At 36.0% G+C, this 13185-nt stretch carries 13 protein-coding genes; 5 read left to right on the plus strand and 8 right to left on the minus strand.

From position 1 onward, the window contains the following. The first annotated feature begins 5 nt into the window (after nt 1–5). The 4 genes from ABD682_RS04390 (at nt 6) to ABD682_RS04405 (ending at nt 4541) form a co-directional block, all read left to right on the plus strand. Nucleotides 6–1505: a right-handed parallel beta-helix repeat-containing protein gene (locus ABD682_RS04390; RefSeq protein ID WP_344739447.1), complete on the plus strand. Its 1500-nt coding sequence runs from the start codon at nt 6–8 to the stop codon at nt 1503–1505. 1 nt (nt 1506) lies between these two features. Continuing rightward, nucleotides 1507–2550 (plus strand): AraC family transcriptional regulator, encoded by a 1044-nt coding sequence (locus ABD682_RS04395; RefSeq protein WP_344739449.1) that lies wholly within the window; start codon nt 1507–1509, stop codon nt 2548–2550. 127 nt (nt 2551–2677) lie between these two features. Further along, complete coding sequence (locus tag ABD682_RS04400) at nt 2678–4057, plus strand: NAD-dependent succinate-semialdehyde dehydrogenase (RefSeq protein WP_344739452.1); 1380 nt, start codon at nt 2678–2680, stop codon at nt 4055–4057. Beyond that, the gene (locus tag ABD682_RS04405; protein ID WP_344739454.1) at nt 4047–4541 is read left to right on the plus strand and encodes an arsenate reductase family protein; all 495 of its coding nucleotides are present in this window, start codon (nt 4047–4049) and stop codon (nt 4539–4541) included. The genes ABD682_RS04400 and ABD682_RS04405 overlap by 11 nt, the downstream gene beginning before the upstream one ends. A gap of 5 nt (nt 4542–4546) precedes the next feature. Here the strand turns inward: ABD682_RS04405 and ABD682_RS04410 are convergent, their stop codons facing one another. Further along, complete coding sequence (locus ABD682_RS04410) at nt 4547–5440, minus strand: mechanosensitive ion channel family protein (protein ID WP_344739456.1); 894 nt, start codon at nt 5438–5440, stop codon at nt 4547–4549. A gap of 261 nt (nt 5441–5701) precedes the next feature. Here ABD682_RS04410 and ABD682_RS04415 point away from each other — a divergent pair, with 261 nt between their 5' ends. Next, complete coding sequence (locus ABD682_RS04415; protein WP_344740797.1) at nt 5702–5887, plus strand: CsbD family protein; 186 nt, start codon at nt 5702–5704, stop codon at nt 5885–5887. Between the two features lie 210 nt (nt 5888–6097). Here ABD682_RS04415 and ABD682_RS04420 read toward each other — a convergent pair whose 3' ends face one another. The 7 genes from ABD682_RS04420 to ABD682_RS04450 form a co-directional block, all read right to left on the minus strand. After that, the gene (locus ABD682_RS04420) at nt 6098–6763 is read right to left on the minus strand and encodes a response regulator (RefSeq protein ID WP_344739459.1); all 666 of its coding nucleotides are present in this window, start codon (nt 6761–6763) and stop codon (nt 6098–6100) included. 2 nt (nt 6764–6765) lie between these two features. Further along, nucleotides 6766–8421, minus strand: a complete 1656-nt coding sequence (locus ABD682_RS04425; RefSeq protein WP_344739461.1) for a tetratricopeptide repeat-containing sensor histidine kinase — start codon at nt 8419–8421, stop codon at nt 6766–6768. Nucleotides 8422–8491: 70 nt separating this feature from the next. Further along, nucleotides 8492–8938 (minus strand): energy transducer TonB, encoded by a 447-nt coding sequence (locus ABD682_RS04430; RefSeq protein WP_344739463.1) that lies wholly within the window; start codon nt 8936–8938, stop codon nt 8492–8494. 52 nt (nt 8939–8990) lie between these two features. Further along, nucleotides 8991–9983: a 2-hydroxyacid dehydrogenase gene (locus ABD682_RS04435; protein WP_344739465.1), complete on the minus strand. Its 993-nt coding sequence runs from the start codon at nt 9981–9983 to the stop codon at nt 8991–8993. A 111-nt stretch (nt 9984–10094) separates the two neighbouring features. After that, nucleotides 10095–10817: an SIMPL domain-containing protein gene (locus ABD682_RS04440; RefSeq protein ID WP_344739467.1), complete on the minus strand. Its 723-nt coding sequence runs from the start codon at nt 10815–10817 to the stop codon at nt 10095–10097. A gap of 41 nt (nt 10818–10858) precedes the next feature. Further along, nucleotides 10859–11488 (minus strand): SGNH/GDSL hydrolase family protein, encoded by a 630-nt coding sequence (locus ABD682_RS04445; RefSeq protein WP_344739469.1) that lies wholly within the window; start codon nt 11486–11488, stop codon nt 10859–10861. Nucleotides 11489–11504: 16 nt separating this feature from the next. After that, nucleotides 11505–13100, minus strand: coding sequence for a M1 family metallopeptidase (locus tag ABD682_RS04450; protein ID WP_344739471.1), 1596 nt, complete (start codon nt 13098–13100; stop codon nt 11505–11507). Nucleotides 13101–13185: the final 85 nt, after the last annotated feature.

The raw sequence follows: 13185 nt of genomic DNA on the forward strand, positions 1-13185 counted from the left end.
AAATTATGAAAATTAATAGATTTCTTATTCTGGTAATTAGTTTTTTCATTCAATATGCCGGAGCAACAACCTATTACATTAATGCCGACTCTGGCAATGACAACTATTCGGGAACTTCTGTTGATCGGCCCTGGGCCTCATTAGAAAAGTTGAATACGACCACTTTAAAGCCTGGCGATTATATTTTAATAAAGGCCGGAACAAAATATTACGGGCAACTTATTTGTAATGGAAGTGGAACAAAAAACCAACCTATTATTATCGATTCCTATGGTGAAGGTTCAAAACCGGGTATTCATGGTGAAGGTAAAAAGTTATTCACCCTTTTATTGCGTAATGTGGAGTATTGGCAAATTCGGAATATAGAAATCACAAATTTAGGCGAACAACGGCAGGCCAAAAGACGAGGTGTGATGATACTTGCTGAAGATTTTGGTGATTGTCGAGGTATTGTATTGGATGGTCTTGAAATTCATCACGTAAATGGCAGTTTAGTAAAAAAAGAAGGGGGTGGAAGCGCTATTTACTGGAAGAATTCGGGAGATAGGATAAAATCCCGTTTTGTTGATCTTATGATTCAAAATTGTTACCTGCACCATTGCGGTAGAAACGGAATTAATTCGCGTGGATATACCAATCGCAATGATTGGTACCCCAGTTTGGGTGTGATTATTCGAAATAATCTTTTGGAGAAAATTCCCGGAGACGGTATCGTTCCTATTGGTTGTGATGGTGCTATTGTTGAGTTTAACGTCCTTAGAGATTTTCCGGATATATTATCGCACCAGGAAGCAGCTGCTGGGATTTGGCCCTGGAGTTCGGATAATACCATAATTCAATTTAACGAAGTTAGTGGTCACAAGGCTAAATGGGACGGTCAGGGATTTGATGCCGATTATAATTGCATAGGTACCATCATTCAATACAACTACAGCCATGATAATTATGGAGGCTTCCTTTTGGTTTGTAATAATGGAAATACCTTTGGAAGTGCCGGTAATGTGGGTACTAAAAATGCTGTTATTCGGTATAATGTGAGTGTAAATGATGGTATCCGACCTTATCCAACGGAGCGGAAAGGACCTTTCTCTCCGGTATTTCATATTACTGGCCCTGTTGAAAATACGGCCATTTATAATAATGTGATTATACCACCAAAAAACTCTCTAGACCAAAATATTGTTTATATGGATAATTGGGGTGGTCCCTGGCCTGTAAACACGACCTTTGAAAATAATATATTCTATTCTGAAGGTGAAAATAAGTTTTCTTTTAATGAAGACGTAAATACGCAATTTATTCATAATAATTATTTTGGTGAGATTACCAATCTTCCGAAAGATGCTCAAGGGATTTATAGTGATCCTAAATTGGTTAATGCCGAGGCCAGGGGTTCAGGGTTTGGAGTATTGAATAATTTTGTGATCAAGGATAGTTCAGCTTTGAGCAATGAACATTTAGGTATTTCGAAGCGCGATATTAAAAAATTTAAAACTAAAGGTTAACGTGATAGAAATTCATCTCACACATGCTTCAATTTTAGAACGTGTTCAGCAAATGCAACGTTATATTGGTGGAGATATCCGGCAAGAGTGGGGAGCCTATACACTTGAAGTTGATAATTCCCGGGCTAAGGGTTATATCACTTACATGGGGTTCGACTGGGGCGTAACCCTGATCGATTTTAATTTGAATTTCTTTGAACCGGTACTGCTGATCACAGGTTCGGAAAATTTTAATCCTTTGTATTTTTTTTATTGTACTAAAGGAAATTTCGAACATAAATTTAATCACGAAACAAAAAAGCATCGGGTTGAGCAGTTCCATTCTGTCATCATTGCCGGCAGTTCAAATAGTTTGCACGAACTGTATTTTGAAAAGAACAGGGCTATCAAACTTAACATAATCAGTATCTCAAGGAAGCAGTTTTTAAACAAGCGTCTTAATATTTCAGAAATGCTTAATGAAAAACTGCATGATGTTTTTGTTGATACCCAACACCAGAATGAATTTGCGTATTACGGCCCGATTAGTCTTAAAATGGCCGACTACGTTAAGGCTTTGCAAGATGTAGACACTCAGGGCATGATCCGGAATTTACAAATAGAAGGAACGGTTTACCAATTGCTTTCAATGCATATTAAAACCCATAATTCTTACGAACAAGCGGTTCCCGTTGAGATCTCCCTGTCTGAATCAGAATTACGCTCCATTCGAAATTTTGCCGAAAAAATATCCAAAGATCCTTCAAAAAATTATACGCTCGAGGATATTTCATTAAATACAGGTTTATCACAAGTAAAATTACAAGATGGTTTTAAGTTTCTTTACGCAAAAACGGTAAGTGAATATATTCGGCATGTGCGTCTGGAAGAAGCCCGGGACCTTATGCACAATTCCAATTTAAATATTTCCCAAATCGTTTACTCTATCGGGTTTACCAGTAGGAGTTATTTTTCTAAAATATTCAAAAAGAAATATGGTATTTCTCCTAGCGCCTTTAAAAAGCAAATTTCTCTTCATTTAGAAGAAGGATTTACTTCGAAATAATACGGTTGTCTCTTATCGTTGGTCTTGTTTGGAACTTTTCACAATGGATGACGTTAATTTTTATAGCTATACAGTTAAAGTATTCGGTTCATTTACTTTAAATTTAATAAGCTTAAAAATAAGAATCATGTCTGATACAACCTTAATAAAAAACGCCATCGAATCAAAAAATCCTTATAATAGCAAAGTTTTGCAGGAATATGAATTGGATACCCCGGAACTTGTAGCTTCCAAACTGGAGAAGTCCAATTCTGTTTTTAAAGTGTGGAAAGAAAAATCGATTAAAGAACGCACGAATCTGCTTAATAATTTGAGTAACCTGCTGGAAGATCGCCTAGAATATCTTAGTGAATTGATGACGCAGGAAATGGGTAAGCCTATTTCTCAAAGTCGGGCTGAAATTAATAAATGTATCTTCCTTTGTGATTTTTATGCCACCAATGCGGAGAATTTTTTGGCTGATGATATTATTGAAACTGATGCTACGGAGAGTTTTATAAGTTACGATCCATTAGGTGTAATCCTGGCTATTATGCCCTGGAATTACCCATTTTGGCAAGTCTTCCGTTTTGCTGTTCCAACGCTTACAGCTGGTAATACAGCCTTATTAAAACATGCTTCCAATGTGAGTGGTTGTGCTTTGGCTATCCAAAAGTTATTTGAAGATTCCGGATATCCTCAGGGATGTTTTCAAACTTTACTAACGGATCATGAGACCATTGATGGACTTATTAAAAATGACATTGTAAAGGCGGTGTCTTTAACAGGAAGCGAAAAGGCCGGGCGACATATTGCTAAGGTTGCCGGAGAGCATCTTAAAAAAGTAGTTTTGGAACTTGGGGGTAACAATGCCTGCATAGTTTTAGATGATGCGGATCTGGACACTTATTTAGATACCATGGTAAACGCCCGCATGCAAAATACCGGACAAAGTTGTATTGCCGCAAAACGGTTCATAGTTACAAAAGGAATCTATGATGAATTCCTGGGGAAATTCACCAAAAAAATAAAAGATTTAAGATTTGGAGATCCCATGGAAGAGAGCACCGAAATTGCTACCCTTGCCAGAGAAGATCTTGCAGTTGATCTGGAAAAACAAGTACATGATGCCGTTAAAAAAGGTGCCAAAGTGATTCTTGGCGGCAAACGCGATAAAGCGTATTATGCTCCAACCGTTTTAACTAAGGTAAACACTGATATGGCAGTTTTTCGAGAGGAAACCTTCGGACCTGTAGCACCTATTTTTAAAGTGAATGATTTTGAAGAAGCTTTAAAACTTACCACCGACACCAAATTTGGTTTAGGAACCATGGTGTTTACTGAAGATACAGAAAAAGCAAGCAAAGCAATTTCTGAAATACCTGACGGAGCCTATTTTATCAATGAATTAGTAAAATCAGATCCCAGATTGCCTTTTGGAGGTACCAAAGCTTCTGGTTTTGGCAGAGAATTATCTAAGGAAGGCATTCTGGAATTCGTAAATAAAAAAACAGTTTATGTCAAATAAAAAACAAGAAAAAGAAAATAAAATAAAAGAAGAAAAAATTATGTCAGTATTAGCACGGAACAAGAGACAGCTAACATACATTTATAGCTCAGACTCCTTTTTAGGAAAAAAAGTGTTGGGCTATGTGCAAGCTGTGAAAAAACCTGTTGAAATTATTGATATTTCTAAAACTAAACTTAGTGATACGGCCTGGGTTGAAATTGCCGAGGAATTGAACATGTCTTTTGAAGACATCTTTAACACAGAAATGGTCACTGATGATAATAAGCAGGATTTTGACAACAAGGACTGGATAAAAATGGTTCAAAAAAACCCGGCACTGTTGCATCACCCAATTGCTATCAATGCTAAGGATATTATGCTGGTTTCCAATCGTGCAGAGATTTTAAAACTCTTTGAAGTGGATTCCGCCGGACTAGAAAAAAGTTTTTATGATGAAGAGCCGGTAACCTCTTCAACCACAAAAGGTGAAAAATTCATTTAAAAAATTTACTGATCTTCTTTATTATAGTCGATTCGTAAATTGTTCTTACCAAAATCCAATGTGCGAATGGGGAATGGAATATTGATTCCTTCTTTGTTGAATTCAGATTTAATGAGTTTGATGGCTTTATGTTTGGCCTCAAACTCTTGTTTACTACTTATCATATCCACGTAAAAACGGGTAACAAAATTAATAGAGCTATCACCGAATTCTGTAAAGTAAAACTCCACTTTTTCGCTTCCTTTTTGCTTAAAATTTTCTGAAATGATTTTGGTAACGATATCCTCAACCTGTTGTAGATTACTTTCATAACCTACACCACAGCCAACGGTAATTCTACTTCTATCACTCAGGGAATAATTGGTAAAACGGTTTTCAATGAATTTTGAATTAGGAATTACCACATAGTTATTATCAGTCTGTTTTAAAACGATATTTCTTAGGCTGATTTCAGAAACAAAACCACTGGTTTCATTCGTTTCAATAAAATCATTTATGCGAATATTAGGCATGAACGAAAGGATTACACCGCCCAGCGTATTACTTAAAGTACCTTGAAGCGCCAAACCTACGGCTAAACCAACAACACCTGCACCGGCAAGTACACTAGTAAGTACTTTATTGAGGTTTAATACACCCAGTGCAATGAAAAATCCAAGTAAGATGATGCAAACGAATACGATCTTTGAGATCATATCCTGAATCGATTTCTGACTGATTCGAACTAACAAAAATCTACGAAGAAGTTTTCGAATGCCTTTAGCAATAAAATAGAACATCACCATGATGATGACGGCCAAAATAAAATTTGGGAGCTTCAGAATGATGGCGTCTACCCAGCCATTCAATTTTTCCCAAAGTTTGCCGAAGGTATTATCTAAATTAAGTAAATCTGTCATAGTTTAAAATCGTATTGGTGGTAGATTTGAAGGCACAAATCTAAAATTTAACCCTAAAGATAAAGGCTCTGCGGCAGAATATTAAATTCCGTTGAGAATTTCTTTTTCCATTTACTATTTCGTTAGTTAAAAAAGCAATATCTCGTAGTCATCAAATGCGTCAAGAATTTCATCTTTTGCGGCATTCAAATTCCTGAATGAACCTTATATTAATAATGAATTAATAATTAAAAAACAAAGAACGATATGGATATTAAAGATATGAACAAAGAACAATTAGAAGGAAAATGGAAACAAGTAAAAGGAAAATTTAAACAAAAATACGCTAACATTACTGATGACGATCTAACCTATGCGGAAGGAAAATTTGATGAAATGTTAGGAACCATTGAAGAGAAAACCGGAAAGAAAAAGAATGAATTAATTGAAGAAATTGAAAACTGGTAATCTCTAAACCCAAATGGATTAAAACCCTTGAGAAATCAAGGGTTTTTTTATGCTTTAATAGGGTTGAAAATAGAAAAGCGCGCCTTATAAAAAGACGCGCCCTTTCAACTCTCCCTAAGGAAATTATTAATAGCAGTACAATATTAGTAACAAAAAAGTGAAAAATGTTACGGGATTCCGTAATAATATATTATAATTTAACATTTAATGTTAAAATAGCCCCAGATCCTTGAAAATAGCCACTAAATGAGTGACATTGTTGGCTTGAAATTGATCTTTAAGGCGATTCAAGCGTTTTTCAATAGAACTGAGGCTACTTGGGGACATATTGTTTTCCTGCAAATAAATACTTATTTCACTTTGGGAATGTCCAATGGATAATTGTTTAATTAGCGTTAGGTCGTAATCATCTATCTCAAGTTCTACATCCGGGTTAAGCGCTTGTTCTACCTGTGGAGAAACAAAGATGTCGCCTTTGGAAATAGCTTCCATGGCCATTGCCAAGTCGACAGAGCCTTTTCGGCCTTTGCAAACATAGGCGTTCACACCCTGAGTTTTAATCAGGGTGCGCACCTTTTGCAGCCGATCTTCCATCGAATATATGATAATAGGTAGCTTTGGGTAATCAGGTCGAACGGCCTTTACGAGATCCTCACCGGAAAGTAAATTACGGTTACGGAACTCTTTTTTGAATGATAGATCTGAGATTAATAAATCATAAGGAACCTGGTCAAAAGCAGCTCGTTTTATTTTTAGAAAAGCATCATCGCAATACTGGGCAGTATCCACAGTTTGAAAACCGAGGTTCTTTAAAACACTCAGTACACCGGCGTTTACTGCATCGTGATCGTCTACGATTAATACCTTATTAAACATTTTTACATCGAGATTTTAGCTTTAAAACCTTGACCAGGTTTTGAATCAAAAATAGCACTTCCGTTTATTGTTACCATACGGTTTTCCACATTCCGAAGACCTGAAAGTTTTTTTAGTTGGCAACCCACACCATTATCGGAATAATTTATTGTTAGTTTTTTACCTTTTGATCTAAAAGTGATGGCCACAATAGTTGCATTACTATGCTTTTTCATGTTAACCATCAATTCCTGAAGGATACGGTATAATGTAATTTTTTTAAAAGATTCGAAGGCATTCCAATCGATTTTTGATAAGTTTCTGGTAATTACATTTACCTTATTCGTGTGGTATCGCATAAGTAAATCCTTTAAAACCTCTTCAAAGTTTTCGTTAAGTGCAATTGAACTGTTCTCTTTTGAAATATCTCGAGTGCGGCTGTAAATGTCTTCTAAAGCATCTAGTACCTTATCTTTATTTGCAATATCACTCTCTAATTGAGTCATAACCTGATAAACGTCATTGGCTACTTCGTCGTGTAATTTTTTAGAAATTCGTGTTTCAGTAAGGTAAATTTCTTGTAGTCTATCCCTTTGATTTTTTGAATATAACATGGATAATATCAAGGCAACAACTACCATTATAATAACTACAAGGGTTCGAAATAATAGGCTTTTTAAATGTTCTTTTTCTTTTTGAATTTTGAATGTACTGGCAATCTGTCTCTGGTTTAAATAGTCAAATTTCATTAACGCATATTTATTCTCAGCCAATTTTTTCGCTGTTTCGATGCTATCCTTCAATTTTTTGTATTGATATTCAATGGTATTCGGACGGGTTGAGATCAGGTTATCCAAGGCATCCTCTAAATATGAGGTGCTTTGTATCTGCTTTGAAATGTTATAAGCTTTTTGAGCATAAGATTGGGCTTTTTCATAATCATTTTGGTCCATGAAATACTGTGAAAGATGCTTGTAACTTGCATAGGTCCCGAGTTGATCATTACGGGTCAATCGCATATTCAAAGCTTGTTTCATATGATCCAGTGCGTCCGGACGATTAAGCTTTCCTTCAACAAATCCCAGATTGTCTAAAGCCCTCGCTAATTGGACGGAATCACCTAAAATTATACTGTTTTTATACACCTCGGAGAGTAAGGTTTCAGATTTTTCAAACTGAAGTTGCTTGTTGTAAACCAAGGCCATATTATTTTTAATAATATTATTTTCGGCCTTGGTCTGAGCCAATTCTAGCCCTTTATTAAAATATTTAAGAGCGAGGTCATAATCCATTCGTTCTTTATAAATACCACCTAACTCATTGTAAAGGCCCAATTTATTTTTTCGGGTAAAGTCGGTTTGCTTCATCGCTTCCAAATAGCGAAGGGCTTCTACCTCCGATGATTCACTACCGTAATAGTCTCCCAGTTTCAATTGGATTATGGCAATTTGTCTCAAATACTTTATGGCTGTTAAGGTATCTTTCTTGGCGCTACTTAGTTTTTGCTTTTCATTATAAAATTTATAGGCGTTTGCGAGATCAAAAGGCGACTGCGGATGGTTTGCCAAATCATAATAGTATTGTAAACTATCCTTATATTTTAAGTTTTGTTTGGAGGGTTGACCTGTTAACGTATTTACCGCACAAAAAATGAATAATATTACTGCCAGATTTTTCATGCCTTTATTGTATTATGGAATTTCTTTTTCAATAACAATTGTTAGAGGTTAAAGTTACTGGATAAAATATTTATTTATGTTTGTAAATCATTACTTCAAACTTCATCCAGGAATTCACATTTTTATCCTCACATTTACCCGGATTCCATTTAAATTTTTTTAATGCTGATAAATAAAGGCTATCCAATCGATTTATGGTTGAAGATTTTAATATTCTTTGGCCTAAAATGTCACCTTGGGAAGTTACAATGAATCCTGCGACTAATGTTTTATCGAATATGCCTTCAGCGTCATAATCTTCGTTTTGAATAGTTAAAAGGGGTCTAAGATCCATAGCCAATTGTTCCTGACCGATAACAGGCGTAGCTTTAACCGCTGTATTTTTATGGAACACTATCCCACTTAGGGTATCGGTAAGTCGCTCGCATGGCCTATTTTCTTGTGCATAAATGTTCGAGCAAAAAGGGAAAACAAATAAAAAAATAAAATATTTAAGAGTTACTCTAAGTGATTTCATTTTATGGTTTTGTTAGCGAAAATGCGATTATTCTTTTTCAATATACTATAAATTATGTTTTTACTTCGTTTTTTAAAACCGCTCCTTCTTTAAAACTTTTAATATTATCCAGGGTTGTGGTAGTAATCTTGTCCATGGCTTCCTGAGTAAAAAAGGCTTGATGCGACGTAATTAAAACATTTGGGAAACTCATTAATCTTAAAATCGTTTCGTCTTTAATAATATGCTCGGAATGATCTTCGAAAAAGAGATTTTCTTCCTGCTCGTAAACATCGATACCCAAATAACCAATTTTATTATTTATCAAACCATCGATAACATCATTAGTATCTATAAGCGCCCCGCGACTAGTATTGATAATCATAACGCCCTCTTTCATTTCTGCTATTGAAGATTTGTTTATGATATGTTTGGTATGCACATTTAAAGGACAGTGAAGTGAAATGATATCAGATTTTTTAAACAGTTCTTTCAGACTTACAAAAGTTACTCCCAGGTCTTTTAAAGCTTGATTTTCGTTAATGTCGAAAGCTAAAATCTGAACTCCGAAACCTTGAGCCACATGACAAAATGCAGCACCTATTTGACCTGTACCTATAACGCCAAGTGTTTTTCCGTGTATGTTAAAACCTATAAGATTCTTCAATGAAAAATTACCCTCACGAACCCGATTGTAGGCCTTATGCGTTTTTCGATTCAGGGTCAGGATTAGGGCCATGGCATGTTCGGCAACAGCCTCCGGAGAGTAGGCCGGAACCCTCACCACTTTAATATGAGCTTCCCGAGCAGCTTCAAGATCAACATTGTTGTAACCGGCACAGCGCAAGGCAATCAGCCTGATTCCGTTTTCAGCTAAAATCTTGATAGTTTCTTTATTTACTACATCATTCACAAAAACACAAACAGCATCAAATCCGGATGTGATTTGTGCTGTTTTTTCATTCAGTGCTGATTCTAAAAAAGTAAAGTCGAAGTGATAATTTTTGTTGTAATTTTCAAAATAATCCTGATCATAGGATTTGGTGTTAAATACGGCAATTTTCATAATACTAATAGCTTCAGGTTAACGGTTTTGGTGATCCGCCTGAAGTCTAAAGATAGTATTTTCAAAATCAAAAATTTATGCCTTAATACATCTATTTAAATGGCATAGCACTTATTTAATTTGATACTCTACAAAAAGTGTGGCCCGCACTTTAACCATACCGGTACTTATTGCTACAGGTTGATTTGATGCTGAAAAGGCAGCACGATCGTTTTCAGCCAGCGCTTTAGCATTATTCTGAGGTTGTGTTGCAGAAATTTGAACGTTACCTATTTTTAAAATTTCCTTTTTAGATTCCGGTAGGTTTTGAAGTAATCTATCTGCCAGTAAATTGGCTTTCTGAAGGGCATTTACATAAGCATCATTTTTTAATTCATCCATTTTTGAATGCGAGTAACTCAATCCGCTAAGATCCAGATTTTCATTACCCAATAAAGCAGTATACATGGTATCGAGTTTTTTCAGATCTTTTACAGTGACATAAATTGAAGTGCTACTTCTATAACCTTCAAAAACCTTTGAATTATTTACCCAGGTATAACTTTTATTCAAATTTACAGAGGTCGTTAAAATATCATCCTCCGGAATTCCAAAACTTTTTATGGTTCTCATTAAAGCATTTGATTGGTCTACCAAACAGTTTTTTGATATTTCAATTGATTTATCCAAACAACTCAAATTAATGTTAAAGCTCGCCATATCGGGACGTGTTTCCACCTCGCCTGTAGAGCACAGCATAATAGTTTTAAAACTTGAATTTGAATTGGTGACTGCCGACTGACTTTGGCAGCTCAACACGAAAAATAGGCTGAAAATTGTGATAAGATATTTCATAAGGATGTTGTTTTTATAACGTGTTTACAAGGTTTGTGCCATTATTTTGAAAAGAACAAATTTTCCACAATGATTTTCGCAGCTACTTGACTTCCCTTCAAAGAGGGATGAAATCCGTCCGACCCGTAATAGTCGAAATTACTGGTGTCATCAAAATGAGTTTTCCAAACCTTGCCAACAGGAAGCAATAAAGCATGATTTTTTTTAGCAGCATCGGAATAATTCCCGATCACTTTGTTGAAAGTATGATAGTAAGTCAAAGCCGGCCAAACCATAAAGTAGCATAATTTAGCATGATTCAATTGGCAGAGTTCACTGTATTTTTGGCCATCATTCAGGAGCATTTCCCGACCTTCATTTTGAGAGGAAGGTCCCTGTTGAATGATTACAAAATCAAAATTTTGGCTAGATATTAATTTTTGAACTTTACCATCTTTCCAATGGTCAATAATGGCGTAATCCGGAAAAGCCAAAAGCGTATAATCAACAGAAATTCCTCTCAAAGCAGCCTGGTTTTTTACAAGTTCCGGAAGATTGTTGATATATGTTAGGCTATTTCCAACGAATAAAACGTGATAAACCTTTTTGGAGGAATTGCCATTCTTTTCTTGTCCGAATACCAGGGTAGAAGCTAGAAATATTATGACAAAAAAAGAATGATATTTGGGCATAATGACTTTAAAAAATTCATTTGTTCTTATCTTCATATAACAACCAGGTCTCAGGATCCAAAATAACTGCATCTGGTTTCGAATTTAGATCCATTTCGAAGGTATTCTTAGCAGCATCGATCTGAACGGTTTTTAAGGTCATTTTGTTTCCTTGAACGATGCCTATGTCAACAGGAAAACGGAACGTATAATAGGTCTGTAACTGATTAATATGAAGTTTTAATTTACCCTGAGAGAAGGTCCAATCCCATTGTAGCTCCGGATATCCTTTATTGAAGATCCATTCTTCAAAGAAATGTTCAAGGTTCTGGCCGGATACTTTTTCCATGATCGTTCTGAAATCTGTTGTGGAAACATTAGTGTCTTTGTAGGTTTTATAATATAACCGAATCCCGTTCCAGAAGGTTTCATTGCCAAATTTATGGCGCAGCATATTCAATACCCAACCTCCTTTTTGATACGTGTTCACGCTCAATACCTTGAAAGGATCTTTAATGGTGTTATCTACTACCGGTGAAGGATTTTCTTTAAAATAGTCTATAATTTCTTGTCGGTCTATTTCCAGTTCAGCTTTGCGTTTTTCATCGCCGTAAACCGATTCCTGAAATAAAACAGCAAAGTAGGTAGCAAAACCTTCACTTAGCCAAACCTGATTCCAGCTGTTTTCCGTTACTGAATCTCCAAACCATTGATGCGCAATTTCGTGCGCAATAGTTTGTTCATAGGTATTCTTCCCGGTTACAGAGCGTTCGGGATAGGTAATTGTTCCGGCGTTTTCTAAACCACCCCATTGGGTTTTAGCTTGTACATTAGCAAGTTTTGCCCAGGGAAACGGCCCGATCTCTTTAGTGAAATATTTTAAAACATCAACAGCCACGGCATAATCTGAAAAACCTTCCAAACGGTTTTCAGGATACACCCAGGCCGTTACCGGAATATTATCAACGGAACCAAGCAGCGTTGAGGCAAATTTGGTGACGCCTATAGTAACCACTTTAGTTGCAACAGGAGCCGGTTCTCGATAAACGGTGAGTTTGTAACCATTACCAAGATTGCTTTCCTGAATTTTTTTTCCGGTAGCAACCACATCGTAACATTCCGGTGCCGTAACCTCAAAACTTACCGTAGCTTTATCATAGGGGTGATCCACACATGGTAACCAATAACGAGCTAGGTTGGGCCAGTTATCACCAAAAAAGGAACGCTGACCAAATTTTGTGGTACTTATTACCAAACCTTTTTCTGCCATGCCGTGATATGCAATTTTGAAGATTCTTTGCTTTGATTCGCCGGAACTCATAGGAATTACAATTCTATTATTTGAAAAGGTATAATCAACCGGTTGATCCTGCTCGAAAACACCCGTTACCGTCATACCATATAATCCTGTTTTTTTAATAAGATCTAAAGAAAAAGAGTTAGCCTCTGCTTTAAGATCAACAGTTACCAAAGCTTCACCTTGGATTACGTTAGTAGAATCATTAAGCGTTACATGGAAATCGTAGGCCTGAACATTGGCTAAGGGCTGACGTTTATAAAGATCCTGAGCGGATAGAAAATAAACCTGAAGAATGCCTGCCAGAGAAAGAAGGATTTTTTTAAGTATCGCCATGAAATATTCTTTGATTTTTTTTGGAATGCTAATACGAGATAAAGATAATGCTTTTTAACCTTTATGGCTGAAGCCGGATATTTAC

It is taken from the genome of Gaetbulibacter aestuarii (genome assembly GCF_039537665.1).
In the GTDB taxonomy this organism is placed as follows: Bacteria; Bacteroidota; Bacteroidia; order Flavobacteriales; family Flavobacteriaceae; genus Gaetbulibacter_A; species Gaetbulibacter_A aestuarii.